Source organism: Streptosporangium vulgare (assembly GCF_042428775.1).
Classification (GTDB): domain Bacteria; phylum Actinomycetota; class Actinomycetes; order Streptosporangiales; family Streptosporangiaceae; genus Streptosporangium; species Streptosporangium vulgare.
Map to the genome: position 1 here is coordinate 124,467 of NZ_JBHMBS010000021.1, position 25,221 is coordinate 149,687.

Here is a 25,221-nt window from a genome sequence, read left to right on the forward strand (position 1 = left end):
ATCGTCCCCGATCAGAACAGGAGTCCGCCGACGATGTGGGCCTCGACCTCGGGCGCGCCGTCCCTCAGCCGCTCGTGGATGGAGGCCAGGAGGGCGACCTCGGCCTCGCTCAGCGAGAGGACGACCTCGCGCTGCTCGGGGCTGACGAGGGCGAGGTCGATCCCCGCGCGGGCCAATTCGTGAACAGGGTCAAAGGTCATGGTCCCTCTCAGGGTGGCCGAGTGACACGAGGTCGTCGTAGGGAGGGCATCCGTACCGCCTGGCGAACCCCGTCCCGCCGCCGGCCAGCTGAAGGTCGAGGACCCGCCGCTCCACGAAGGCGGTGGCGGGCGTCCGCGCGGGAGGCGGCACGTCCAGCGTCCGGCAGGTCTCGCAGTACCCCCGCTCCGGCGGGGCGCCGGCCAGCCACAGCGGGCCGTACGTTCTCAGGGCGCGCAGCACGCCGGACTCCAGGCAGCGTTCCCTGACCGTGCCCCAGTCGTCGGTGCCCGCGTGTCCCAGGCGCAGGTGGCCGGGGACGGGACGGTGGTCGACGACGTCCTGGTTGCAGCACGCGGTGATCGTCCCGTCGAACCCGACGGCCGGCCAGGCGGCCATCGCGCACGGCAGCGCGCTCCCGGCGGTCCCGGTCGCGGTTCTGGTTCCGGTTGCGCTCCGGGCGGTCGCGGTTCCGGTTCCGGTTCCGGTTCCGGTGAGCGGGCCGGTCACGGGGGCCGTCGGCGCCCCGGCGGCCGCGGAGCGCGAGGCGGCCCCGGCCGGCGCGGCGGAGACCGAGGGCGTGCCGGGCGCGGTGGCGCGGGCCCGGCCGACGGGTCGTACCCGGCCCACCAGCATCGGCACCCGGTCGCCGAACTCGCGCCGGACCGCCGCGGTGACGTCGCGCAGGTAGGGGTCGCCGGGCCCGGTCCCCGTGACGTGGAAGCTGAGGTCCTTGCCCCGCGCCAGCAGCGCCCGCATGACCGCGAAGACGCTCTCCCTGGGCACCTCCTCCTCGTGGAAGGCGTCCAGGCTGGCGGAGAAGTGGTCGGCCGCGTCGATCGCCCCGGCGATCGCGGGAGGGATCCGGACCGCCTCACCAGCGGCGGGGGGCACCCGCGGGGCGAAGAACATGCCCGACAGGATCATCGTGCGGGCACCGCCGCGGGCGGCGGCCTCGGCCAGGGAACGAGCCAGGCGCGGCCGGAGCAGCGGCTCGCCCCCGGTGAGCATGACCAGCCGAGGCCCGTCCCCCGCCGCGAACGTCCCGGCGAAGCGCTGGAAGACCTCCCCGGGGTGTTCCTCGGAGGCGGGCAGCGAGCCGGTCGAGCAGTGGCGGCAGCGCAGCGGGCACCGCCGGGTGATCGCCATGAGCACCCCGGCGGCGGGGACGGGGCGCAGCGCCAGGATGTCCATCAGGTGCACGAGAGCACCTCGGCGGGCTCGCCGGCCAGCTCGCGCAGCAGCTCGGCCGCCGCGCGCACGGTGTGCAGGGCGCTGGTCCCGACGGCGGCCTGCCGCTCCCGCACCGCCGGCAGGCCGTCGAGCATCCGGTCGAGGTCGTCGCGGTGCCCGGGGTCCAGCGCGGCGTGCCGCCACAGCGTGCGGAACGCCGCCCGCGGGTATCCCGTGCTCCGCTCGATGTGTTCGAGCAGGGCGGGGGAGGGCGCCTCGCCCTCGAGCACCGCGATGTACCCGAGCAGGGCGACGGGGTGGTGGTGCAGCACCCAGTAGTACTGGGCCCCGACGAGCCCGGCCACCGACGGGGGCGGCGTGTCGCGCCGTACGTCCGCGGAGGGGTCGATCAGCGCCAGGTCCTCCAGCAGCCAGTCGTCGTGACCGGTCTCCTCCTCCGCGTGCCGCTCCAGATACGTGGCCAGCTCCGCCTCGCCCAGCTCCGCGGACCTGGCCGCCGCGACCCGCAGCAGCGGCACCGAAGCCCTGATGACCATGTGCATCGCGCACAGGTAGTCGCGGTAGCGCCGTCGCGGGTCGGAGGCCCGCCACAGCGAGCCTCCCGCGCTCCGGAGCGCGTGACCGGTCAGGTCGATCTTCGCCCGCAGGATGGTGCTGGGTGTCACCGGATACCTCCAGCGCGGAGACCCCGGACTTCAGGCCGGGGAGGAAACGCGCCACGGTGCCGCACAGGGCCGAAATCGAATACACGCCCACAGTCACCTGATCTTGCGGCAGGGTATGAGGCGTGGCGCAGATCGTGAAGCGGGCGTTCAGGTTCCGCTTCTACCCGACGAACGAGCAGGTAGCAGAGCTGTCTCGCACGTTCGGCTGCGTTCGCCTGGTCTACAACAAAGCCCTCGAAGACCGCAGCCGCGCTTACATGCTGGAAGGCCGGAAGGTTTCCTACGTGGAGTCGTCGGCCGCGCTGACCGACTGGAAGAAAACCGAAGACCTCGCGTTCCTGAACGAGGTCTCCTCGGTCCCGCTTCAGCAGGCATTGCGTCACCTCCAGGCGGCGTTCACGAACTTCTTCGTCAAGCGCGCGAAGTACCCGACGTTCAAGTCCCGCAAGAAGTCCCGGCTCAGCGCCGAGTACACCCGCTCGGCGTTCACCTACCGGGGCGGCCAGATCACCCTCGCGAAGATGGACGGGCCGCTGGACATCGTGTGGTCGCGCCCCCTGCCCGAGGGGGCGCAGCCGTCCACGGTGACCGTGTCCAAGGACGCGGCGGGTCGGTGGTTCGTGGCGATCCTCTGCGAGGACCGCATCTCCCCTCTTCCCCCGACGACCAGCAGGGTTGGCGTGGATGCGGGGATCACGGCGTTGGCGACGCTCTCCACCGGAGAGAAGATCGTTAACCCGAAGCATGAGCGGGCCGACCGGCGCAAGCTCGCCACGGCTCAGCGCAACCTCGCCCGCAAGGAGAAGGGGTCTGCGAACCGGGCCAAGGCCAAGCTCGCGGTCGCCCGCATCCACGCCCGCATCACCGATCGGCGCCGCGATCACCTGCACAAGGTCACCACACGTCTCGTCCGTGAGAACCAAACGGTCGTGATCGAAGACCTCACCGTACGCAACGTGGTGAAGAACCACAGCCTGGCACGCGCTGTTTCCGATGCCTCCTGGCGCCAGATGCGGACCATGCTGGAGTACAAAGCGGCCTGGTACGGGCGGGAGCTGGTCGTCGTCGACCGCTGGTTTCCCTCCTCGAAGCTGTGCTCGGCGTGCGGCGCGATTCAGCGGTCCATGCCGTTGGGCGTCCGGGACTGGGCGTGCGCCTGCGGCGCCATCCACGACCGGGACGTCAACGCCGCGAAGAACATCCTCGCCGCCGGGCTGGCGGAGAGGTGAAACGCCTGTGGAGCTGGTGTAAGACCTCACAGAGTCCTCTCTGGCGGGCGACCGGCGATGAAGCAGGAACTCTCACGGGCGATCGTGGGAATCCCCCTCGTTTGCGAGGGGGACGAAGTCAACGAGCTCCCGTCGTCTGAACGAAGTGTCGGCTCGGCCGGTTGGATAACGGTTGGGATCCGGTATGGAAATGCCTGGTGCCACTCCTGGCCAGGAGGATCGCGACGTCTCAAACCGGATTCCAACCGTTCCCAAGGCGGGACTTAACCGGGCGATCCCACACTGGGCGCCACGTGCCGAAGAGGGAGCCGGATATGGCGGACGTCGCGGTCGAGACCAGCGAACTGCGCAAGACCTACACGAACTCGTCCGGGGTGACCGAGGCGGTGGCCGGGCTCACCCTGCGGGTGCGGGAGGGCGAGCTGTTCGGCCTCCTCGGGCCCAACGGGGCGGGGAAGACGACGACGATCGGGATGCTCACCACCAGGATCGCCCCGACGGGCGGCACGGCGAGGGTGGGCGGCGCGGACGTGGTGCGCGACCCCATCGCGGTCAAGCGCCGCATCGGCGTCGTGGCCCAGTACAACAACCTCGACCGGCAGCTCACCGCGCACGAGAACCTGGAGTTCCGGGGCCGCTACGCCGGGCTGCCCGCGCGGGAGGCCAGGCGGCGGGCGACCGAGCTGCTGGAGCGGTTCGGCCTGGGCTCCCGCGCCAAAGCCAAGATCAACGAGATGTCGGGCGGGCAGGCGCAGCGCGTCATGATCGCGCGGGCGCTGATGCACCGGCCGGACATCCTCTTCCTCGACGAGCCCACCTCGGGCCTGGACCCCCAGACCCGGGTGAACCTGTGGGACACCCTGCGGGAGATCCGTGACGGGGGCCAGACCGTCGTCCTGTCGACCCACTACATGGAGGAGGCCGAGGAGCTCTGCGACAGGGTCGCGATCGTCGACCACGGGACGGTCCTGGCCTGCGGGACGCTCGCCGAGCTCAAGGCGTCCACCAGCCTGCGGACCGTACTGACCCTGACCTACGACGGCGACCCGGAGAAGATCGTCGCGCAGGCCGGGCAGCTGGCGGGCGTCGCGGGCGCCGAGGTCGCCGACAACCGGCTGCGTGTCTTCACCCCGGCCCCCGAGGGCGTCCTGGCGGTCCTGGTGAGCATGGGCCAGGACGCCGGGCTGCCGCTCGCCGACGTACGGGTCGTCCGGCCCAGCCTCGAAACCGTGTTCCTCGCCCTGACCGGGCGGGAGTACCGGGATTGACCACCTCCCCGCGAAGAACGTCCCGAACCACGCGGGCACCGCGCCGCGGTTCAGCCCCGGCGCCGAGGCCCGGGGGCTCCACGCTCAAGGAGATTCGATGACGGCATCGACCATCGCGCCCCCGGCCGCGTCACGCCGCTACGCGCACACCTTCGGCGCGCTGCTCGCCCGCGACCTCCGGGTGCTGCGGCGGGACCTGCGCTCCTTCATGGCCCGTACCGTGGTCCAGCCCGTCCTGTTCATCTTCGTCTTCGCCGTGGTCCTGCCGCGGATCGGGTACGGGGCGGGCCAGGGGCTCTCGGCGGACGGGCGCGCGGAGACGTTCACCACGATCCTGGTCCCCGGCCTGGTCGCCTCGGGCATCGTGCTCCAGGGCATCTTCGCCGTGACGACCCCGCTGGTCATGGAGCTCTCGTACACCAAGGAGATCGACGACAGGGCGCTGGCGCCGATCCCCGTCTGGGTCGTCGGCGTCGAGAAGATCGTCGCGGGCGCGATCCAGGGAGTGATCGCGGCGGTGGTCGTCTTCCTCGCCGTGCTGTTCGTGCACGCGCCGGGCGAGGCCCCGAACATCGACTTCGGGCGCTGGCCGCTGCTGATCGCGGTCCTGGTGCTGTCGTCCCTCCTGACGGCCTGCATCGGCCTGCTCATCGGCACGCTGCTCCCGCCCCAGCAGCTCAGTACCCTGTTCGCGATCTTCATCGTGCCGCTCATGATGCTCGGCTGCGTGTACTACCCCTGGGCCGCGCTGGAGGCGATCCCGTGGCTGCAGACGATCGTCCTGGCGAACCCGCTCGTCTACGTGAGCGAGGCGCTGCGCGGCGCGCTGAGTCCCGCCGTCCCGCACATGCCCGAGGCGGCCTCGCTCGCCGTCCTCGTCGTGGGAACGCTCGCCACGGGCGCGCTGTCGCTGCGGTCGTTCTCCCGGCGTCTGGTGGGCTAGCGGTGGGCGACGATCTGCCCCGGGACTGGTCCGGCGGCCCCGTCGGCCGCGACACCGAACTCGCCGACCTGCGCCGACTGCTCGGTTCGGCGCGGCTGGTCACGCTCACCGGCGCGCCGGGCGTCGGCAAGACCCGGCTGGCGCACGCGTACACCCGCGCCTGGGCCGACGCCTATCCGGGCGGTGTCTGGTTCCGCGACCTGACCGCCGGTTTCGCCGGCCCCGCCGTTCCCGTCGTGACCGCCTCCACCGGCGCCACCGCCCCCTGGCCTCCCGGTCCGGGCCTCGCGGAGCTGGGCGTCGTCCCCGGCGAGGGTCCCTCGCTGCTCGTGCTCGACACCTGCGAGCACGTCGCCGACCGGTGTGCCGTGATCGTCCCGGAACTGCTCGGCACCCACCCGGGGCTCGGCGTGCTGGCCACCAGCAGGGAGCCGCTGGGCGTCCCCGGTGAGGTGACGTGCCGCCTCGCCCCGCTGGACCTGGGGCTGTCGGCTCGCCTGTTCGCCGAGCGCGCCGCCGCGCAGGGGCGGCCCGCCACCCCGGAGACCGTGGACGCGGTGCGGGAGATCTGCCGCCGCCTCGACGGCCTGCCGCTCGCCGTCGAGCTGGCCGCGGCACGCTCGATCATGCTGTCGCCGGCGCAGATCGCCGAGCGGCTCGACGACCCGCTCCGGCTGCTGGCCGGGGGGAACCGCACCGCCCACCCCAGGCACAGGTCGCTGGAGGCGGCGATCGGCTGGAGCCACGAGATGCTGCCCGGCGGCGAGCGGCTGCTGCTGCGCAGGCTCGCGGTGTTCGAGGACGGGTTCGTCATCGACGACGTGGAGGGGATCTGCGCGGGCGCGGGCATCAGGCCGGACTCCGTCGTCGACCTCCTGGCCATGCTCGTGTCCAGGTCCCTCGTCGAGTGCGACACCAGCGGCGCCGTGACCCGCTACCGGCTGCTGCGGGTCGTGCGCGCCTACGCCCGGCAGGAACTGCGCGCCGCCGACGAGATCGAGACCGTGCGGGCGCGTCACGCCGAGTACTACGCGGCGCTGGCCGAACGGGCGGCGGAGGCGCTCGGAACGGGTGCCGCCGCGCCGCACCTGGAACGTATCGAGGCCGCCTACGCCAACATGCGGGCGGTGCTGCGCTGGTGCACCTCCGGAGGATCGACGACGGTCGGGGCCCGGCTGGCGAGCGCGCTGGAGACGTACTGGATCCTGCGGGGCCGCCCGCGTGAGGGGCGCGGCTGGATCGCCTCGCTGGTCTCGTCGGGCGACGTGGACCGCGCGGAGGTGCTGGCCGCCGCGGAGCTGAGCGGCGCGGTGCTCTCCTGCGCCCTGGGCGAGTACGCCGACGCCTCCGACGCCTGCCGCCGGTCGCTGGCGATGTTCCGCGAGCTGGGGGACGAGGCCGGGCAGACGCGGGCGCTGGCGGTGCTGGCCGGCCTGCGGACGATGGGCGAGCCCGCGTCCGCGGGCCCCACCCTCACCGAGCTCGCGGCCCGGGGCAGGGCCCCGATGGGCCCGATGGGTCACGGCTGGAGCGGGGTGCCCCTCGTCCTGCTCGGCCGCGCCCTCCTCGCCTCCGGCGACCTCGCCGGGGCCCGCGCGGCCCTGGAGCGGTGCGTCACCGTCGGCCGCAGGCGCGGCTCGGAGCTGAGCCTGGAGATGGGCCTGCTCGCCATGGCGCAGGTCGCCGTCTACCAGGGCGAGTACGGGGAGGCCGAGAGCGCGCTCGGCCAGAGCCTGGCCGCCGCCGACCGGATGGGCGACGTCTGGGGGAGGGCCGCGGTGCTCAGGGGGCTGGGGGAGGTGGCCGCCTGCCGCGGTCACTACGGACCGGCCAGGGAGCGGCTCGCCGAGGCGGTCGCGATCGCCCGTTCCGCGGACTCCCCGCCGCTGCTCGGCGACTGCCTCGACACGCTCGGCAGGATGCTGCTCGACATCGGTGAGTACGAGGCGGCGAGGGAGGTGTTCTCCGAGGTCGTCGAGGTGGGCGAGCGCACCGCAGCCCGGCTGGCGGCGATGGGGCTGGCCGGTCTGGGCGCCGCGATCCTGGGCTCCGGCGGCACCTCCTCGGGCTCCTCGGCCTCCTCAGCCTCCTCGGCCCTCACCTTCGCCGAGGAGGCCATGGCGCGCGCCCGGGAGACCGACGACCGTCCGCTCGCCTGGCGGTGCCTGTTCACCCTCGGCAACGTCACCCGGCGCGACGATCCGTCCCGTGCCGCCTCCGCGCACCACTCGGCGCTGCGGGCCGGAGCCGCCATGGGGCTGCGCGCGCAGACGGCCGACTCGCTGGAGGCGATGGCCGGGCTCGCGGCCGGGCACCGCCGCCACGAGCACGCCGCGAGGCTGTTCGGCGCGGCCCAGTCGCTGCGCGACCGGCTGGGGCTGTCGCGGCCCCCGGCGGTGGCGCCGCAGCACGAGGCGGACCTGGCCGGGGTACGGGCCGCGCTGGGCGCGGGGGGATTCGCCGCCCTGTGGGAGGAGGGCGCCGGGCTGGACGTCGGCCAGGCCGTCACCTACGCGGGACGGGGCCGGGGGCCGCGTGGCCAGGGGGTCGGCTGGGCGGCTCTGACCAGGGCGGAACGCCAGGTGGCCCTGCTGGCGTCCGGCGGGCTGACCAACCGCGAGATCGGCGCGAAGCTGTTCGTGTCGCCCCGCACGGTACAGGCCCAGCTGTCCAGCGTGTTCGCCAAACTGGGCCTGTCCTCGCGCAGGGATCTGGCCCGCGAGTACGACTCGCGCGCCAGATCCCTGCGCGGCCGGGATCCTGGTCGAGACCTCGGCCAGGATCTTGGCAGGGACCTCGGACGGGATCTCGGCCAGGACTTCGGCAGGGACCTCGGCCAGGACTCAGCCCTCCCTGCGCAGCGCGACGACCCCGGTGGCGTGCAGGATCCTGAAGGCGGAGTCACATACCTCACGGGTCAGCTCGGTGGCTGAGCCCGCCCGCGTCTTGTCCCGCCACTCGCCGACCGTGATCCCCGGGGCCGCCGCCTCGAAGGCCGCCAGCAGCGGCCCGCCCAGCGGGTAGCCCACGGCGCCGCCCCGGGGGAACAGGTAGCCCTGGCGCTCGCGGGGCAGCGCGTCGAAGGTGAGCGTGAAGTCGCGCAGCAGCAGGTGGACGGGGTGGTCCGCCCAGTGGACGGCGTCCGGCGTGACGCCCTCGACGAGCGTGTCGTCGGCGAGTCCCGGCGGGTCCTGCGCGGTCGTCGCCCGCTGGGCGCGGACCGCGGCGTCCCAGGCGAGCCCGTCGAGCAGCAGCCGCCTCACCTCGGGCGGCAGTTCCGCCTCCTCGACGCGCGGCACCGGGTCGGCCCCCGAGCCCATGTCGAGGCGCTCGGCCCAGGCCGCGACGTCGCAGTCCGGGGCCGAGATGAGACAGCGCAGCAGCGTGGGCGCGGAGTCCTGCAGCGCCTCGACCCGCCCGGCGAAGACCATCGCCCGCTGGTAGTCCTCGGCGCTGAAACCGCGCGACTTGACGACGAGCGGCGGCTGGAAGTCGAAGAACTCGATCCCGTACTGCTCCGCGTACTCGAAGTAGTCGGTTCCCGGGAAGGCCATCAGCGGTGCGAAGTGCACCTTCTCCACGCCGCTCTCGTAGGCGAACCGCACGCTGTCGCGAACCTTGTCCGCGTTGTCGCCCGGCATGCCGATGATGATGTCCGCGGCCAGGGCGTGGTTGTGGTGGCGGCGGATGAGGGAGGCGGCCTGGGCGAACCGTCCCCGGTCGAACCTGCGGGCCGCCAGCTGCAGGGTGTCGGCGTCGGACGACTGGATGCCCAGAGTGATCACGCGGCACCCGGCGCGGTTCATCGCCCGCACGTAGTCGAGGTCGACGTGCTTGACGTCCGGGTAGACGTCCACCACCGTTCCCCGGTTGTGCTCGGCGACGATCTCGAAGATCTCCATGGCCCGGTGCCGTGAGATGCCCAGGTGCGCGTCGCACATCCGCAGGTAGGGGATGCCCGCGTCCAGCAGGTAGGACAGCTCGCGCTCGATCCGCTCCATGGGGAACGCGCGGAGCTTCGGAGCGCTGTAGAGGCAGAACCTGCACTTCTGCCGGCACCCCCGGCCCGTCTCGTACGCCAGCACCGCGCCGGGCCTGCGCCGCAGGATCGGCTCCAGGGGGAGCCTGTCGGCGGTGAAGACCAGCGGCAGCGAGCCCAGGTCGACGTCGGGCGGGTCGTCGTTGTGCACGGGCTCGCCGTCGGCCCGCCGGGTGACGCCCGCCACCGCGCCCAGGTCGCCGTCCCGCGCCAGGGTCTCCAGCAGCTCCGGGTACGCCTCCTCGGCCTCGCCGCGCAGGACCAGGTCCAGCCACGGGTACTCGCGCAGCAGGTGGGCGGCCATCCGCCGGGAGTTGGCCTGGGCGCCGCCCCACACGACGCGGCAGTCCGGCAGGTGCCGCTTGACGATGCGCCCCATCCGCGTGAACTCGTCGTGGTTCCACACGAACGCGGAGAAGGAGATCACGTCCGGCCGGTAGTCGAACAGCCGCGCCATGAAGGCGTTGTAGTGCCCCAGGTAGTCCTCGGCCAGGCTGCCCACGTCCTCGTGGAACCAGACCCGGTGCTCGACCTCCGACGGGGAGACCCGCTCGGCCACGGCCGCCCGGATCAGCTCGACCCCCAGCGAGAACCCGTCGTCGTTGGAGTAGACGAGTACGGTCTTAAGGGTCATGACGATCTCCCCAGTGTCACTGTCGGCCGGGCGGAGCGCAGCCCCTCGGCGAGCCGGTCGAAGGCGGCCCTCGCCCGCGCGTGGGTGTCCCGGTAGGCGGCGGCCTCGATCGGGTCGTCGTCCAGCGCGCGCTCCACGATCCCGAGGAGGTCCTCGGTGGGATGCGTGTCGTGGTGCGTCCAGTAGCGGTGCGCCATGCCCAGCTCGGTGGTGAGCTCGTGCAGCTTGCTCGTGCCGTTGCGGCGGCTCCAGAAGGGATCGACCGCCACGAACGGGGTCGCGCCGCGCAGCGCGAGGATCGCGCTGTGGTAGCGGGAGACGAGGACGAGGTCACAGCGGGCGAAGGCCTCGGTGAGCTCGTCGGCCCCGGTGGACGCGCCGATGCCGTCACCGGAGACGCCGGGAAGGCGGACCTCCCGGGTGCGGGCGCGCGGCACCGCCCGGGCGAACCTGGCACCGGCCTCCTCGTCGCCGTAGATGTTGGGCACCGTGATGAACTCGATGTCGGCGAAGGCGGCGAGCTCGATCAGGGTGAGGCCCAGCTCCGTCACGAACCCCAGCGCCGCGGCGCGCGCGCCGGGCGCCGACGCCTCGGCCATGACCTGCTCCGGCGGTACGCACAATGCCGGGTCGGCCGTGTCCCGCGCGGAGAGGCCGCGGCCGACGAGGTGGGTGACCAGCTGCGAGGTCACCCCCGGGGCGCCGACGGCGACGCCGATCAGCGGCCGGCGGCGCCGTCCGGACCGGGCGGCCCGGGTGGCCCGGGGCGGCAGGGGCTCCAGCGCGAAGGCCGGGTCGGGGACGACCACCGTGCCCGGCACGCCCGTCGCGTCGTCCATCCGCCGGGCGGCCGCCCGGCTGCGCACGGTCAGGTGGTCGATCCGTTCCCGGACCGCCCCCAGGTAGCCGCGCCAGTCGTCACGCGCGGGCGCCGGGGTGTCGTCCTGCAGTCCCACGCCGTGCCAGGCGACCCACACGCCCGGATCGAACGCCTCCGGGTCGGGGCCCAGGCAGAACACCTGCATGATCGGGTGCCGGAACGGCGGGCCGCTCCACAGGCCGCCCGCCATCACGACGGCGTCGAACGAGCCCGCGCCGGGCCAGCGCCCGTCCCGGTCCACCCGGAGCGGCGCGGGGCCGGCCGCGGTGCTCCACGGGCAGAAGTGCCGGAAGACGGCGTCCGGCAGGCGGCGTGACAGCTGGGCCTCGGTCACCGCCGCCAGCAGACGGTCGCCGACGTTGGGCAGGCTGCTGCCCGCCCAGATCGCGATCCGCTGGGACATCCCGGTCACCCGCCGATGGGGGACGGCCGGCGCAGGCCGAACTCTTCCCAGCCGCGGCGCTCGGCGTACTCGTTGTAGACGCCGCCGCACTGCGCCCGCAGCGGGCAGCCCTCGCAGGGCGGCCCGTACGAGCGCATCTCGTCGTCCATGAACGCGTCGTAGTCGTCCACGACGCTGCCCTGGTACATCATCCGGATCGAGCGCGTCCCGTCCTCGATGGCCAGTTCCTCGTGCGGCGTGACCACGCACAGCGGGAAGCCTTCCAGCGTCAGCCGCGCCGGCGACGCGAGCATCATCTCGATCACCGGCAGCAGGTGCGTCCGGGTCTCGGCGACCGTGGGCGCCTGCATGTCCAGGGCGAAGAAGCCGCTGCCCACCGGGTGCAGGTTGGAGATGTTGACGTGGTCGACCCCCAGGTCGACGCAGAGCTTGCAGATGTCCATCAACCGGCCCATGTTGAGCCGGGTGATGACGGTGTTGGTCCGCACCGCGACGCCCGACCGCTTGGCGTTGCGGATGCCCTCGATCGTCTCGTCGAACCCGCCCGGCGTCTGCGTCAGGCAGTCCTGGATGACCGAGGTGGAGCCGTGCAGCGAGACCACGAACAGCTCGACCCCGTGGTCGGCGAGGCGCTGGGTGAACTCCGGGTCCCTCAGCCGCCGCGCGTTGGTCTGGATCTCCACGCGCGGGTACTCCAGCAGCCTGATCGTGCGCAGCAGGTCGAACAGGCGGGGGTGGATCGTCGGCTCCCCGCCGTGCAGGTTCACCGACGCGTAGTCCTGGCCGGAGTTCTCGACGAGGAAGCGGATCAGGTCGCCGTACTCCACGCTGTCGGACTTCGCCAGCGGCGACCCCACGACGCAGAAGCCGCACTTCTCGTTGCACAGGTCGGTCACGTGCATGCTCAGTTGTTTCACGTCCACCTCACTCCAGGCCCAGGCGGCTCGCCGCCGAGGCGAAGACCTCGGGGGTGCCGGGATGATCGGTCAGCTTCTCCAGGTACGCGGCCCGCTCGCGCGCCAGGTCGTCCTGGACCCCGCGGTCGTACAGCACCCCGTGCAGCGCCGCCAGCACGGCGGGCTCGTCGAGCAGCTCGGCGTGGGCGAACGTCGACATGTAGGGGTTGTTCGCCAGGATGGGGTCGAGGAAGCTGTGGAACCCCAGCGGCCACATCCGGAACGGATACATGGGCAGGGTCCGCGACAGCCACGACCGCACGTCCTCCGACAGGCCGCCCAGCTCGGCCTCCACCCGGTCGATGTCCTGCTTCTCCGGTACGTCGAACTTGTTGGTCAGCACCAGCCCGGGGATGTCGGACAGCACCGCCCTGGCCAGGGTGGTGGCGGGCAGGTTGAGCGTCAGGACCAGGTCGACCGAGCCCAGCAGCACGTTGAACCGGTGCGGCGAGCACGCCGGGATGACGTGCGCGCGGTCGGCCAGGCCCGACAGCACCGGCGGCACGCTGCCCACGAACACGAAGCGGGCACTGGGCGGCAGCTGCCGCAGGTAGTGCACCATCAGCTCGGGGACCTGCGCTGCCATCTGGTCGCCGTTCTCGTCGGCGTACTTGTCCTGCTGCCACCCGGCCACCGCGAGCAGCACCATCCGGTCCTCCTCCGCCATGCCGAACGTCTCGCGCAGGTGGTGGCGGGTGCGGCGGCTGACCTTCTCGTTGCCCTCCCACAGCCGGAAGGGGTAGGCGTGCGGTTCCGGTTCGAGGTGGCAGATCGGGGCCGGGCGCAGGTGGGCGGGCATGTCCATGATCTTCCGGCTCACGCCCATCGACTTGCCGTGGAAGACGTCCACCGCGAAGTCGGTGCCGGACCACTCCCAGATGTCGATCGGCATGATCGGCAGGCCGTACCGCTCGATGAACCACGGGTCGACGCCGTAGCGCTTGGGGAACACGCCGCAGTAGGTGAAGTAGTCGGACAGGATGATCGCGTCCGGGCGGAACTCGCGGACCGTCTCGTCCACCAGCAGCGTCGCGAACCCGCGCATCGAGTTGTCGAGCACCAGGTACGGGAACCCGCTGCCGCGCAGCAGCCTCTCCGACATGGGCTCGACGATGAAGAAGCACTCGATCCCGGTCGGCTTGAGCTGGCGGGCCAGCGACATGCCGATGAGCGTCTCGCCGTACCCGGCGCTGCTCATCGCGAAGAACAGGAGTCTCACGGGTTCACCGCCAGAAGTGAGGGCCCCTCCAGGGACCGGCGGACGCCGAACGGCGTGCCGACGTCCTGGAACGTGCCGCCGGGGAACTCGGCCGCGCGGACCCGCAGGCCGTGGCGGACCGCCAGGTCGAAGTAGTGGCCGAGCACCGGCTCGCCCGCGGCGTGGTTCACCGTGCCGTCCACGGTGTCGTTCACCGTGCCGTCCACCGTGCCGTTCACCGTGCTGTCCACCGTGCTGTCCACCGTGCCCCGGCCGATGTCCCGGAGCAGCTCCTCGTGCAGGAGCCTCGCGAAGGCGTCCCCCCAGATCGCCGCGCCCCAGGTGTTCATCACGGGTGGGTCGGCGGGCTTGTCGAACACCCGGTGCACGCGGTCCCCGCGCACGACCACCGGGCCCAGCCGGTGCGCGTCGGGTGTGGGGAAGACCGCGAGCGCGAGGTCCGCGCCGGTCCGCTCGTAGACGTCGCGCAGCCGCGAGAGCGCGTCGGACGGGGTGAAGATCGTGTCGGGCATGACGAACACGACGTCGCGTCCCCTGGTCCACCCGTGGGCCAGGTCGAGCGCGCAGGCCAGGCCGCGCGCCTCCTCCTGGAAGAGGTAGGCGACGTCGACGCCGAGGTGGCGCCCGTCCCCGATGTAGGAGACCACCTCCAGCTTCCAGGGGGCCACCACCAGGATCGCGCTGGTGACCCCCGCCCCCGCCAGCGACTCCAGCGCGTACTCCGCGACGGGACGCAGCCGGGCGCCGCCCTCGGCGGGCTCGTACACGATGGGCAGCAGTTCCTTGGGGTAGCGGAGCGGGGCCATCCGGGTGCCCCGGCCGGCGGCGGGTACGAGTCCGACGAGGTTCGTGCTCGTCACATGCCACTCCTTACTGGTTGGGGAGCGTCGATCAGCGGCAGGGGGACACCGACCACGGACCCGGGAGCACCGGACACGGGGGCACCGGGCAGGGCGGGAGCGGGCACGGGCAGGGAGGGGCCGGCCGGGGCGCCGGGCGCGGGCCGCCGGGGTTCCGGCGCGCGCTCGCCGAACCGGACCAGCCGCACGGCGTCGATCAGCTCGCGCTGGAACGGGTCGGCGGCGATCTCGCGCAGCCGGGCCCGCCCGTCGAGCGAGCGGAGCAGCTTGTAACAGAGATCGCAGCCGTTGGTGAAGTTCGTCCCCTTGAACAGCTTGCGCACCGCGGGGGAGGACGCGACCATCCGTGCCACGCCCTGCGGCCCGTACACACGCAGGAACTGGTACTCGTAGTTGTGGTCGGCGTCGTCGAGGATCTCCCCGAACGACTTCTCGTGCAGGTTGCCCATGAAGTAGGCCAGGTCCGACAACGTGACGTAGGCCCCGGCCTTGCCGATGTGACAGGCCGACAGGTCGCCGTTCGGGTTGATCAGCGGGGTCTCCAGATAGCAGGAGGCCGAGAAGTTCTCCGGGTCGGGCGGGACGCCCACCTGGTGGGCCGTCTTGATGAACGGCGTGGGGATCACCCGGTCCACGTGCACCCGCACCCGGTCCTCGAAGCGCCGGTACAGGCTCCGGATCTGCTCCTCCTCGTGGTCCTCCGCGATGGTGATGCACAGGCTGATCTCCGGGATCTCCCGGGCGATCGCCCCCTCGATCACGTTGACCACGTGCTGGGTGGGCACGCGTTCCTGGTGGTAGACGTCGGTGCTGAGGAACAGCCGGGTGAGGCCGGGCAACTGCCCGAGGATCTTGTCCACCGCGGCGGGCGAGCGTCCCCAGAAGCTGCTGGTGAACACCGAGATCCGTGGTGCGCCGGGATGGCCGGCGGCGGCCCCGACCCCGGACTTGAGCATCCGGAACCGTTGGAAGGGCTCGCCGCCGGTGAAGATGATCTCCGGGATGCCGCTGTCGCACGCCTGTGCCACCCAGCGCCCGATATCGTCCGCGGTCGGCTGGCGGTCCCGCGTGGAACCGGTGAAACCGCAGTGCCGGCAGCCTACGGTGCAGATCTCGGTGACGCTGACCAGTATCGAGTTGAAGTGCACGACACCCCCTGGAGAGCTAGTAGTGGCCGCGCGGTTTAGTAGTAGCCACCACCACCGGGCTCCTTGACCGGAACCGTGTGCGCCTCGACGGCGGGCTGGAGCAGGCCGGCGCCGGCCAGTTCCTTGATCTGGTCGATCTGGTCGGTGCCGAGGCTGTACTCGGTGGCGACCGACTCCGGGTTGCTGAGCAGCTGCTCGGCGAACGCGGGGTCGGATGCGGCGCGCTGCACGAGATCGCGGACGCGTGGAGACTCGCTCATTGGTCCCTCCCATGGGACGGGGTTCCGTGGGCCGTTCGGGCTTCCCACGCGATCAAGTTACGAATCCGGCGCTCCCCGAACCACCGCCTGGCAGGCGTATTCCAGGCCCGCCGGGAGACGAAGGACCCGGTACCGGACGGCTGATCACCGCGCCCCCGCGGACAGACCGGCGCGGGCCGCGGCCTACGCGTACGGACGACCGGCCTACGCGCACGGACGAACGGCCTGGATTTCCGCCGGAACGGCGTAAGCGGCCGCGCGGGGCGGCCTGTCCGCGCCGCCGGGCGACCGCGGCGCGGCATGGGCGGCGTACCGTCGGGACATGCTCAGGCTCGCCGAGCTCGACGCCCTGCGGCGGCAACGCGGGAGGTCGGCGCTGCTCCTCATCACCGACCGCTGCCCCGTCGGCTGCGCCCACTGCTCGGTCGACTCCCGCCCCGACGGCCCGCGCATCACCGACCACGCCCTCTTCGAGGAGATCGTCGAGGGGCTCTGCGCGGACGAGGACCTGCGGGTCGTCGGCGTCTCCGGCGGGGAGCCGTTCGTGGAGCGGCGCGGGCTCTCCCACGCCGCCCGGCGGATCCACGAGTCGGGCAAGGCGCTCGTCCCCTACACCAGTGGTCACTGGGGCGCCGGAGGCGATCCACCCGAATGGGTCCGGTCCGTCCTGAGCCTGTCGGCCTGTGTCGTCCTGGGCGTCGACGCCCACCACACGAGCCCGCGCGCCGCCGTGGCCACCGCGGCCCGCGCCGTCGCGGACGCGGGCGCGTGGCTCGTGGCCCAGGTCCTGGACGACCCCGCCCAGATCGAGGACGCGCGGGATCTCCTCGCGGGCGCGCTGGGGGCCGGATGGCGGGACCACGCCGAGATCCACCCGGTCGCGCCCCTGCCGTACGGCCGCGCCCGGGGCCTGTTCCCCGGCCCCCGCCGCGTGACCGGCGAGCGGCTGGGCCGGTGCGCGATCGCGCACACCCCGACGGTCCGCTACGACGGGCGGATCTCGGCCTGCTGCGACGAGAACGTCATCATGGGGGCCGGGCCCGCCGACCTGCACCGCCTGGCCGGCGACCGCGAGGGCGTGCGCCGGGCGCTCGCCGACCTCGCCGCCGACCCGTTCCTCGCGGTGCTGGGCACCCTGGGCACCGGGGCGCTCACCGCGCTGCCTCGCTACCGCGACCTCGCCCACCGGGAGTTCTCCGGCATCTGCGGGATCTGCCGGCACATGCTGAGACGCGCCGGCGGCGAGCGCGACGCGCTCCTGCGCGCGCTGGCGCTGGTCCCGGCGCCCGGCTCCCCGGGAACCTCGCCGTCCGCTCCCGCGGAGGCCGCGCCCCCGGAGTCCCCGTCGGCGCGGGCCTGTCCGGGGACGCCACCCGCCGCGGCCCCGGAGGCGGTGTGAATCTCGCCCCCGGAGGCGGTGCGGGTCTCGCCCCCGGGACCGCGGCGGGCGGGCCGTCAGCCGAACAGGGCCCTGCGTAGTGCGACCACCCGCTCGGCGGCGGCCCGGCGGCTGATCTCCGCCTCCGGGATCATCCCGTCGAAGCCGTGGAAGGCTCCCGGGTAGAGGTGGAACTCGGTGGAGACGCCCGCCCGCACCAGCCGCAGGGCGTAGTCGAAGCACTCGTCCCTGAAGACCTCCAGCTCGCCGACGTCGATGTACGCCGGGGGCAGGCCCGACAGGTCGTCCGCCCTGGCCGGGGCCGCGTACGGGGAGACGTCGTCGCCGCCCACCCGCTCACCCAGCAGCGCCTTCCAGCCCAGCAGGTTCGCCCCCCGGTTCCACACGATCGCCTCGACGAACTCGCGGCTGGAGGGGGTGGTGTTGCGGTCGTCCAGCATCGGGCAGATCAGGAGCTGGAACGCGAGGGCCGGGCCGCCACGGTCGCGCGCCAGCAGCACGGTTCCCGCGGCGAGCCCGCCGCCCGCGCTGATCCCGCCCACCGCGATGCGCTCCGGGTCGATGCCCAGCTCGGCGGCGTTCTTGGCGGTCCACACCAGGCCCGCGTAGCAGTCCTCGACCGGCGCCGGGTCCGGGTGCTCGGGAGCGAGGCGGTAGTTGACCGAGACGATCACGCATCCCAGCTCGGCGGCGTACGCGTTGAGGCGCGAGTCCTCCATGTCGACGTCGCCGATGATCATCCCGCCGCCGTGGATCCAGTACAGGCCGGGGACGGCGCCCTGCTGCCCGACCGGGCGGTAGATCCGCAGCCGGATGTCGGGATCGCCGTCGGGGCCGGGGACGGTCCGGTTCTCGATCGTGACCCGCTCGTCCGGGGCGAGCGGGGCCATCGCCGCACGCGCCGCGTCCATCTGGAGGCGTACGTCGGGCAGATCCTCCAGCCGCAGGGAGCCGAAGTCCACGGGAGGGAGGGGGTTCGCCTCGAGGGCGGCGGCGAGCCCGGGATCGATATTCGGATGAAGTGCCATGTCACTCACCTAATCAGAAGAGGGGGACGCCGGTTCGCGCGATCGGCTCTTTCCATCGATCATGCGTGAGCCCGCGCCCACTCACAACCGAAAGGTGGCCGCGATGAGGGACCCGCCGCCCGCCAGGCGGCGGACGGCCGGGAGCCGGCCGGCGGGCGAGGACCGGTGACTCCGCGTCGATCGTGCGGACCCCGCGGTCGCGGGCGTCGGCGTGCGCGGGGTCCGGCGAGACGGCTCCGGTCGTCCCGGGCTCACGGAGGGTTCAAGGAGGGCTCAGGGAGAGCTCAGGTAGGGCTCACGCAGGGGAGGCGGCCGGGCGGATCCGGGATGGGGTGATTGGATCTGAGCCGAGGCGGGCCGATTCCAGGCCGATTCCGGGCCGGGCAGATAAGGGCAGGGCCGGCACGACCACGGCCGGTGAATTCCACATCGGCCCCGGGGAAACACCGTCGACGGAAAAGAGGGATAAAACCATTGGCGCCGGAGGCCGCCTTTACCCTTCAATGGGGAAAGGCCGGAGCATCCGCTCCGCACCTCGGAGAGGAACGAAAGTGAAGCACGGGACATCATCGGTGTGGCGGCGAGGGCTTGAGGCGTTCCCGCTGCTCAGCGATAGTGTCCTGATCCCCGGATGGCCAGGTGGATGATCCCTGCGAGGGAAACCACCGAGCCGCCGGAGACGTCATTCCAGGCGGCTTCTTCGTTTCCGGCACCAGGTGATACCGCTTTGCCCACCATGCGCGGGAGTCCGTTTCCCGCTCTCGACAAATCCACAGCGCAGCACACGTTGAACGCGAATCCGTTCATGCTCCGTCCCTGGACGGCGCGAATGGATTCACTCCGGAATATTCCGGGAGACACGCCGCAGAGGCCGAATCGGTAAGGCAGCCGGCTTCCACCCGGCAGGACGGGGTTCGAACCCCCGCTGCGGCTCTGCCCTCGCGGGAGCGGGGCATGGGACTGGGACTCGGCGACGGGAGTGGCGACCCCCGCCCGGTCGACAGGACCACGGCGCGTCCGGTACGGCCCACGCCAACCGGCCCGGACGCGTGACGGAGCGTAGCTCAGCAGGAAGAGCATCCGGCCAGGGACCGGAAGGCCGCAGGTTCGAGCCCTGCCGTTCCGACGACACGAGCGACACCGCGACACGAGCAGTACGAGCAGCGCGGTGACACGAACAGCACGGGCGACATGAGCAAAACACGGCGACACCGCGACACGAAGCAGTACGAGTGACACGGCGACACGAACGACACAACGGCACGAGTAGCACGAGCAGTACGAGCAGCGCAGCGACATCGTGACACCGGCGCACCCGCGGGGTGCGCCCGGCCGCTCTGGCCCAACGGCAGAGGCGCCGGTTTCAGGAACCGGTTGATCAGGGTTCGAATCCCTGGGGCGGCACGCGACACGGCGGTGAGCCGGCATCCGAACACCTGGAGCGTCAATCGTTGTGGGGCCAGGGCAGCAGGAGGGGCTCGGCGGGGAGGTCACCGGCGAGGAAATCGGCCAGCAGGATCCCCAGGTCGAGGGGGAAGACCGTTTCGCGGGTGGTCAGGAGGTCGTCCCGCGTCCACCAGCGGTGCGCCGAGATCACCGAGCGCTCCAGTTCCTCCTGTCCCGAGGCGTCGACGGTGTGGTCGTCGACGCGCAGGAAGAAGAACGAGTCGACCGCGGCGATCCGGACGTCACCGAACCAGGTGAGGCCGGAGGAGCGGGCCACGACCGGCCCCATGCGCTCTTCCGTGACATCCAGTCCCGTCTCCTCGCGCAGCTCGCGGACCGCCGCGGCGACCAGCGTCTCGCCCTCGTGCACCCCGCCGCCCGGTGTGATCCAGTAGTGCTCGGCGGGCCAGCGCGCGGGGGCCGGATAGCGGAACAGCAGGAGACGGTCGGCGGCGTCGACCAGCAGGATCCGGGCGCTGGGACGTGAGATGGGGGTGGTCACGTCCCCGATCGTAAGAGATCATCCCGCCCCGCGGCTCGGCCCCCCGTACACCGATCCTCAGCGGGAGGGGTCGGCCCTGCCGCACGCCGGTTCTCAGCGGGAGAGACGGCGTGAGGTCTCCGTGACCAGCTGGAGCACGACCGGTGCGAGATCGGGCCGGTCCTGCAACATGTCCTCCAGGCGCACCCGCCAGGCCGCGGTCTCGGCGAGCCAGGCGTTCTCGCGCCGCAGTCGCAGGCGCGTCTCGGAAAGTCTCGTCTGGTGGACGACACCGAGGGAACGCCCGACCGCGTCACTGAGCCACCAGTAGACGTCGTCGTCGGCGGCGTTGACGAAGGTGCGCGCGCCCTCCCAGGCCACGCGCGGGTGGTGAACGACGGTCATGGCGGGACCGTACGCCCGCTCCCGCCGCCCCGCAAGACCCCCGCGCCACGCTCCGCGAGACCCCGGCGTCCACACTCCGCGAGACCCCGGAATCTCCACTCCGCGAGGCCCCGGTATCCTCGGCGGCGACTCGTCCACGACCCGCCCGGCCGGTCCCTGGGACGGCGGGAACGGATCGATGGGCGATGATGGCCGGGTGGAGCGGATACCGGTGATCGATGTCAGCGCCCTGGTGCGGGGCGGGTCCGCCGCGGAACGCGAGCGGGTCGCCCGCGAGATCGAGCGGGCCTGCCGCGACACCGGCTTCTTCTACGTCTCCGGCCACGGGGTGCCGTCCTCGCTGCTCGACCGCCTCGACGCCGCCGCCCGCCGGTTCTTCTCGCTGCCGCCCGAGGTGAAGGCGGAGATCTCCATGGAGCGGGGAGGCCGTGCCTGGCGGGGGTTCTTCCCGGTGGGCGGCGAGCTCACCTCCGGCCGTCCCGACCTGAAGGAGGGCCTCTACTTCGGGGCCGAGCTGCCCGAGGACGACCCCCGCGCCCGGCTGCCGCTGCACGGCCGCAACCTGTTCCCGGCCGGGGTGCCCGAGCTGGGCGAGGCGGTCCTCGAACACCTCGACCGGCTCACCGATCTCGGGCAGTCGGTCATGCGCGGCGTCGCGCTCAGCCTCGGGCTGGCGGAGGACTACTTCGCCACCGGCTACACCGCCGACCCCACCGTCCTGTTCCGGATATTCCACTACCCTCCGGCCCCGCCGGACGCCGACGGGTGGGGGGTGGGGGAGCACACCGACTACGGCCTGCTCACCCTGCTGGCCCAGGACCGCAACGGGGGACTCCAGGTGCACGCCGGCGGCGACTGGGTCGAGGCCCCGCCGATCCCGGGCACCTTCGTGTGCAACATCGGCGACATGCTCGACAGGCTCACCGGCGGCTTCTACCGCTCGACGCCCCACCGGGTGCGCAACGTCAGCGGGAACGAGCGGCTGTCGTTCCCGTTCTTCTTCGACCCCGCCTGGGACGCGGAGGTGCCGCCGCTGCCCTCGCGGGAGGCCGCCGGCGGTGGCCGCGCCCGCTGGGACGGCCAGGACCTGCGCGCCTTCACCGGAACCTACGGCGACTATCTGCTGGCCAAGGTCTCCAAGGTCTTCCCGCGACTGCGGGAGGACGTGCTCTGACCCTCTCCGGAGGAGACCGTCCCGAGGGAAACCGCTTCGCGGGGGACCGCTCCGAGGGGCCCCTTCCAGGGGAACCGCTCGGAAAGAACTCCGGGAAGGACCGCGGGCGTCAGGCGCCCGAGGGCTGGGGCGTGGGTCGCATGATCGCGGTGGGGTCGTTGACGATCTGGTTGATCACCACGTTCGCGGCACCCCGGGAGGCCGCGCCGAAGCCGTGGTCGGAGGCGACGAAACGGCAGCGGGCCGCGGGGCCCGCGACGACCAGGCGCTCCAGCTCCGCCTGCGCGAAGGGGAGCATCCAGTCGGCCAGGGTGGCGAAGTAACCGCCCACGACGATCACGCGCGGGTTGAAGAGGTTGACCAGTATCGAGCCGCCGAGCCCGAGCCAGCGGCCGGCCTCCGCGACCGCGACCAGCGTCTGCCGGTCACCGGCCGCCAGGTCGCGGGCGATCTCGGCCACCCGCTCCTCGGGGTCGGGCACCGGGCCGGAGCCCGGTCCGTACGCCCGCTCGGGGGTCGCCATGCGCACCAGCGCGGCCAGGCCGACCTTCGTCTCCCAGCAGCCGAAGCGTCCGCAGCCGCAGCGCCCGCCACTCGGGTCGACCGGCAGGTGCCCGACCTCGCCGGAGAAACCGTCGGCCCCGCGCAGCAGCCTGCCGTTCACGATGATGCCGCCGCCCACGCCGACCTCGCCGGTGAGGTAGACCATGTCGGCCGTACCGGCCGCCACCCCGGAGGTGTACTCGGCGAGGGCGGCGAGGTTCGCGTCGTTGTCGACGGCCACCGGCACGCGCAGCGGGCCGAGGGCGGAGGAGAGCCGGGCGGCCAGCGGAACGTCGTGCCAGTCGAGGTTGGGGGCGAAGGCCACCACCCCGTGGTCGACGTCGACCAGGCCGGGGACCGCCACCCCGATGCCCGCCGGGTCGGCCCCGGCGCGCGTCATCTCCTCGATGGCCTCGCGTGCCGTCAGGCCGAGCTCGCGGAGCGAGCGGCTGGGGCCGCTGCCCGCCGCGTCGAAGCCCAGCCGGCGGTCGACCAGGACGTTGCCTCCGAGGTCGACGCCGTGCACGGCGATGTAGTCGACGTTGAGCTCCAGCCCGAGGGCGCCGATGTGCGCGCCGTGCAGCGCCACCGCCCGCCGGGGGCGGCCGACCGTGCCCGCGTGGTCGACGCCCACCTCCTGGACCAGCCGCCGGTCGAGCAGCTCGACCATCAGGTTGGAGACGGTGGCCCGGTGCAGGCCCGTGGCCTCCGCGATGTCGGAGCGGGAGGTGGACCCGTGCTCGCGCAGGTGGCGCAGGACCAGGGAGAGGTTCGTCCGGCGGAGCGAGGCGTGACCCGCGGCCTGGGGCGTGCCGCCCACCGTACGGGCCTGGCGCTGCTCCTGGGTCACGCGGTCACCTGGCTTTTATTTGTCTCGGATAGAAATTAATTCGATTTGTAACACAGAGGTGTCCTGTCGCGCACCAGGTGGCCGGTAACGACTCGATATCTGTCTTCCGTGTGACGTACGCGTGTATAACGCGCGACCGTGTTACAAAAACGTTACGCAGATCGAAACGTTTCGGGCCTTGCGCCCACCTCGAAACTGAGCATTTAATTCGGCCAGTCATGCAAATTAATTGAGGGGAGTGACGTGCACCGTAGCTGGACCGGCAGTCGCAACGGCGGTTCGACGAGCTCGAACAGGTCGGCCGGCACCCCCGCCGATCAGGCCACGGTGCGCCGGTCCAACCTGTCCCTGGTGCTGCGTCACGTCAGCGAGTACGGCCCGCGGTCCAGGTCGGTCGTCGCCATGGAGACCGGCCTGAACAAGACCACGGTCACCAGCCTCGTCAGCGAGCTGCAGGCCCGCGGCCTCCTCAAGGAGATCGGGCCGCAGCACGCGGGTGCCGTCGGCCGCCCCGGCCTCGCCCTCGCCCTGGACGGGGCCGGTGTCGGCGCTCTCGGTCTTGAGGTCAACGCCGACTACATCGCCGCCTTCGCCACCGATCTGGGTGGCAGGGTGCTGATCGACCGGCGGGTGAGCTTCGACTCCATGGGCTGCGACTCCGAGCGCTCCCTGACGGAGCTGGCCCGGGTGATCGGGGAGGCGATGGCCGAGCTCGATCTCCTGGAGGTCAGGATCGCCGGGATCACGGTGGCCGTCCCCGGTCTCGTGGACACCGCCACCGGCATCGTGGACGTCGCCCCCAACCTCGGCTGGTACGGCGTCCCGGTGGCGGAGTGGCTCGTGCGCGCCGGAGTGCCGCCGAACGTGCCGATCAGCGTGGACAACGACGCCAACCTGGCGGCCCTCGCGGAGTTCACCGGCGGCGTCGCCTCCGGCACGTCCGATCTCGTCTACCTCACCGGCGAGGTGGGCATCGGCGGCGGCGTGATCTCGGGCGGGCGCCTGCTGAGCGGCGCCGACGGCTTCGCGGGCGAGGTGGGCCACGTCATGGTCGACCCCTCCGGTGAGCGCTGCGGCTGCGGCCGGATCGGCTGCTGGGAGACGAAGGTCGGCCTGGCCGCCCTGGTCCGGATGGCCACCCCCGACCACGCCTACGGCATGCACGACGGGGTGATGCGCGACCCGGAGGAGCGGCTGGCCGAGATCGAGCTACGCTGGGCCGCCGGTGACCCCCGGGTCGACCTCGCCATCGGAGAGGTGGGCCGCTGGCTCGGGCGGGGCTCGGCCACGCTGGTCAACCTCTTCAACCCGCGCGTCATCGTCATCGGCGGCTACTTCGCCAAGCTCGCCGACCGGCTCATCCCGGTGGCGCAGGCGGAGCTGAGACGGCTGGGCGTGGAGGGATCCGTCGCCCGCTGCGAGTTCGTCGCCTCCGATCTCGGCTTCGGCGCCGCCTCGCGCGGCGCCGCCGGGATCGTCACGGAGAGGGTGCTCTCCAACCCCACTGCCATCGATGTCCGCCTGGCGGAACCGGCACCCGAGAAGGAGCGCGAATGAGACGCCATCCTTCTTGAGGAGCCGGTACCGCCCCCCAAGCATCCCGTCCGTCCGACCGGAAAACCGGATTCGTGACGCCGTCGTTCCCGCCGACCTCGGCGGCGCCACGCTGGTGCTGTCCGGCCCCCGGCCGGACGGGCGGGATCCCTTTTGTCGCTAAAGTCCTTTTTGTCATAGAAGCTCGCGGCGAAATCCCCATCGAGATTCTGTTGTAAAGATCCACGGAGGCCCCCCATGCCGGAGCCGTCAATCGACTCGGCACCCCTCCTCGTGATGCGAGGGATCGTCAAGCAGTTCCCCGGAGTGCGCGCCCTCGACGGCGTCGACCTGGAGGTCCGTGCGGGCGAGGTGCACTGCCTGCTCGGCCAGAACGGCGCCGGGAAGTCCACTTTGATCAAGACCCTGGCGGGCGCTCACCAGCCCGACGAGGGGACGATCACGT

General features: G+C 72.3%; 21 protein-coding genes, 3 tRNA genes and 1 pseudogene. 11 read left to right on the forward strand and 14 right to left on the reverse strand.

Going from position 1 to position 25,221, the window contains the following annotated elements; translation table 11 throughout:
* Positions 1-11: 11 nt before the first annotated feature.
* Genes ACFFRH_RS32690 through ACFFRH_RS32700 form a run of 3 tightly spaced genes read right to left on the reverse strand, consistent with a single transcriptional unit; the run spans position 12 to position 2,057 of the window.
* A complete protein-coding gene (locus ACFFRH_RS32690) occupies positions 12-200 on the reverse strand; it encodes an aroma-sacti cluster domain-containing protein (RefSeq protein ID WP_344744109.1) in 189 nt (62 codons plus the stop codon).
* Positions 190-1,392, reverse strand: a complete 1,203-nt coding sequence (locus ACFFRH_RS32695; RefSeq protein WP_386161280.1) for a radical SAM protein — start codon at positions 1,390-1,392, stop codon at positions 190-192. Before ACFFRH_RS32695 ends, ACFFRH_RS32690 begins: the two co-directional genes overlap by 11 nt.
* The gene (locus ACFFRH_RS32700) at positions 1,392-2,057 is read right to left on the reverse strand and encodes an iron-containing redox enzyme family protein (RefSeq protein ID WP_386161260.1); all 666 of its coding nucleotides are present in this window, start codon (positions 2,055-2,057) and stop codon (positions 1,392-1,394) included. Before ACFFRH_RS32700 ends, ACFFRH_RS32695 begins: the two co-directional genes overlap by 1 nt.
* Positions 2,058-2,179: 122 nt before the next feature.
* Here ACFFRH_RS32700 and ACFFRH_RS32705 point away from each other — a divergent pair.
* From ACFFRH_RS32705 to ACFFRH_RS32720, 4 genes and pseudogenes are all read left to right on the forward strand, one after another.
* Positions 2,180-3,364: pseudogene (locus tag ACFFRH_RS32705) on the forward strand (RNA-guided endonuclease InsQ/TnpB family protein); the annotation flags it as partial.
* Positions 3,365-3,600: 236 nt separating this feature from the next.
* Positions 3,601-4,554: an ABC transporter ATP-binding protein gene (locus ACFFRH_RS32710; protein ID WP_344744114.1), complete on the forward strand. Its 954-nt coding sequence runs from the start codon at positions 3,601-3,603 to the stop codon at positions 4,552-4,554.
* 97 nt (positions 4,555-4,651) lie between these two features.
* On the forward strand, positions 4,652-5,497 hold the full coding sequence (locus ACFFRH_RS32715; RefSeq protein WP_344744115.1) for an ABC transporter permease: 846 nt from the start codon (positions 4,652-4,654) through the stop codon (positions 5,495-5,497).
* A gap of 2 nt (positions 5,498-5,499) precedes the next feature.
* Entirely contained in the window at positions 5,500-8,430 is a 2,931-nt protein-coding gene (locus ACFFRH_RS32720; protein ID WP_344744116.1) for a helix-turn-helix transcriptional regulator, read from the forward strand.
* Here the strand turns inward: ACFFRH_RS32720 and ACFFRH_RS32725 are convergent.
* The 7 genes from ACFFRH_RS32725 to ACFFRH_RS32755 are packed head-to-tail and all read right to left on the reverse strand — an operon-like array spanning position 8,341 to position 15,896.
* The gene (locus ACFFRH_RS32725; protein WP_386161262.1) at positions 8,341-10,170 is read right to left on the reverse strand and encodes a B12-binding domain-containing radical SAM protein; all 1,830 of its coding nucleotides are present in this window, start codon (positions 10,168-10,170) and stop codon (positions 8,341-8,343) included. The two genes, ACFFRH_RS32720 and ACFFRH_RS32725, sit on opposite strands and share 90 nt — an antisense overlap.
* Entirely contained in the window at positions 10,167-11,453 is a 1,287-nt protein-coding gene (locus tag ACFFRH_RS32730) for a polysaccharide pyruvyl transferase family protein (RefSeq protein WP_386161264.1), read from the reverse strand. The genes ACFFRH_RS32725 and ACFFRH_RS32730 overlap by 4 nt, the downstream gene beginning before the upstream one ends.
* 5 nt (positions 11,454-11,458) lie before the next feature.
* Complete coding sequence (locus ACFFRH_RS32735; RefSeq protein WP_344744120.1) at positions 11,459-12,370, reverse strand: radical SAM protein; 912 nt, start codon at positions 12,368-12,370, stop codon at positions 11,459-11,461.
* Positions 12,371-12,377: 7 nt separating this feature from the next.
* On the reverse strand, positions 12,378-13,628 hold the full coding sequence (locus ACFFRH_RS32740; protein ID WP_386161266.1) for a DUF6365 family protein: 1,251 nt from the start codon (positions 13,626-13,628) through the stop codon (positions 12,378-12,380).
* Entirely contained in the window at positions 13,625-14,488 is an 864-nt protein-coding gene (locus ACFFRH_RS32745) for a sugar phosphate nucleotidyltransferase (RefSeq protein ID WP_386161268.1), read from the reverse strand. Before ACFFRH_RS32745 ends, ACFFRH_RS32740 begins: the two co-directional genes overlap by 4 nt.
* A complete protein-coding gene (locus ACFFRH_RS32750) occupies positions 14,485-15,636 on the reverse strand; it encodes a radical SAM family protein (protein ID WP_386161270.1) in 1,152 nt (383 codons plus the stop codon). Before ACFFRH_RS32750 ends, ACFFRH_RS32745 begins: the two co-directional genes overlap by 4 nt.
* Positions 15,637-15,671: 35 nt before the next feature.
* The gene (locus ACFFRH_RS32755) at positions 15,672-15,896 is read right to left on the reverse strand and encodes a hypothetical protein (protein WP_386161272.1); all 225 of its coding nucleotides are present in this window, start codon (positions 15,894-15,896) and stop codon (positions 15,672-15,674) included.
* Between the two features lie 322 nt (positions 15,897-16,218).
* Between ACFFRH_RS32755 and ACFFRH_RS32760 the strand changes: the two genes are divergently transcribed.
* Positions 16,219-17,295, forward strand: coding sequence for a radical SAM protein (locus ACFFRH_RS32760; protein ID WP_344744124.1), 1,077 nt, complete (start codon positions 16,219-16,221; stop codon positions 17,293-17,295).
* Between the two features lie 56 nt (positions 17,296-17,351).
* Here the strand turns inward: ACFFRH_RS32760 and ACFFRH_RS32765 are convergent, their stop codons facing one another.
* Entirely contained in the window at positions 17,352-18,323 is a 972-nt protein-coding gene (locus tag ACFFRH_RS32765; RefSeq protein WP_344744125.1) for an alpha/beta hydrolase, read from the reverse strand.
* Between the two features lie 861 nt (positions 18,324-19,184).
* On the opposite strand from ACFFRH_RS32765, the gene ACFFRH_RS32770 reads away from it, so the two are divergent.
* The 3 genes from ACFFRH_RS32770 (at position 19,185) to ACFFRH_RS32780 (ending at position 19,727) form a co-directional block, all read left to right on the forward strand.
* Positions 19,185-19,256: transfer RNA gene (locus ACFFRH_RS32770), tRNA-Gly, on the forward strand.
* Between the two features lie 120 nt (positions 19,257-19,376).
* Positions 19,377-19,449: transfer RNA gene (locus tag ACFFRH_RS32775), tRNA-Pro, on the forward strand.
* Positions 19,450-19,654: 205 nt separating this feature from the next.
* Positions 19,655-19,727: transfer RNA gene (locus tag ACFFRH_RS32780), tRNA-Leu, on the forward strand.
* 40 nt (positions 19,728-19,767) lie between these two features.
* Here the strand turns inward: ACFFRH_RS32780 and ACFFRH_RS32785 are convergent.
* Both ACFFRH_RS32785 and ACFFRH_RS32790 read right to left on the reverse strand, forming a co-directional pair.
* Positions 19,768-20,271 carry an NUDIX hydrolase gene (locus tag ACFFRH_RS32785; protein ID WP_344744126.1) on the reverse strand — a complete coding sequence of 168 codons (504 nt, stop codon included), beginning with the start codon at positions 20,269-20,271 and terminating at the stop codon, positions 19,768-19,770.
* Positions 20,272-20,364: 93 nt separating this feature from the next.
* Entirely contained in the window at positions 20,365-20,655 is a 291-nt protein-coding gene (locus ACFFRH_RS32790) for a hypothetical protein (RefSeq protein WP_344744128.1), read from the reverse strand.
* Positions 20,656-20,833: 178 nt separating this feature from the next.
* Between ACFFRH_RS32790 and ACFFRH_RS32795 the strand changes: the two genes are divergently transcribed.
* The gene (locus ACFFRH_RS32795; RefSeq protein WP_344744130.1) at positions 20,834-21,829 is read left to right on the forward strand and encodes an isopenicillin N synthase family dioxygenase; all 996 of its coding nucleotides are present in this window, start codon (positions 20,834-20,836) and stop codon (positions 21,827-21,829) included.
* A gap of 109 nt (positions 21,830-21,938) precedes the next feature.
* On the opposite strand, the gene ACFFRH_RS32800 is transcribed toward ACFFRH_RS32795, so the two are convergent.
* The gene (locus ACFFRH_RS32800; RefSeq protein WP_344744131.1) at positions 21,939-23,222 is read right to left on the reverse strand and encodes an ROK family protein; all 1,284 of its coding nucleotides are present in this window, start codon (positions 23,220-23,222) and stop codon (positions 21,939-21,941) included.
* Between the two features lie 243 nt (positions 23,223-23,465).
* On the opposite strand from ACFFRH_RS32800, the gene ACFFRH_RS32805 reads away from it, so the two are divergent.
* Positions 23,466-24,779, forward strand: coding sequence for an ROK family protein (locus ACFFRH_RS32805; RefSeq protein WP_344744132.1), 1,314 nt, complete (start codon positions 23,466-23,468; stop codon positions 24,777-24,779).
* Between the two features lie 234 nt (positions 24,780-25,013).
* A partial coding sequence (locus ACFFRH_RS32810; protein WP_386161277.1) for an ATP-binding cassette domain-containing protein occupies positions 25,014-25,221 on the forward strand: 208 nt, incomplete at its 3' end.